This window comes from Enterobacter sp. UNJFSC 003 (assembly GCF_036903355.1).
Taxonomy (GTDB): Bacteria; Pseudomonadota; Gammaproteobacteria; order Enterobacterales; family Enterobacteriaceae; genus Enterobacter.
Genome location: NZ_JBAKHK010000306.1, coordinates 1 through 244, shown reverse-complemented (window position 1 = coordinate 244; position 244 = coordinate 1). Strand labels below are relative to the sequence as shown.

The following is a 244-nucleotide window of genomic DNA, read 5'->3' as shown; positions in this document are numbered from 1 at the left end:
CAGCCATTCAGGGCCAAACTGCAAAATCAGCGGCTGCTGAGACACGCCCAGACCAACCGCCAGCGACAGCGCGATAATCAGAATCGCCCGACGGTTCAGCGGCTCACGAGAAACGATACGCACACCGGAGGCGGCGATGGTGCCAAACATTACAAGCGTTGCGCCGCCCAGAACCGGTTCTGGAATGTGTTGTACAAAACCGCTCACTGCCGGGAACAGACCCAGCACGATCAACATCAGCGCG

The 244-nt window shown here is 59.0% G+C and carries 1 protein-coding gene; it reads right to left on the bottom strand.

Annotated elements, in window-relative coordinates; translation table 11 throughout:
- Positions 1-244, bottom strand: a 244-nt coding sequence (locus V5P19_RS24290) for a solute carrier family 23 protein (RefSeq protein ID WP_334408088.1), incomplete at both ends; no start/stop codon positions are given.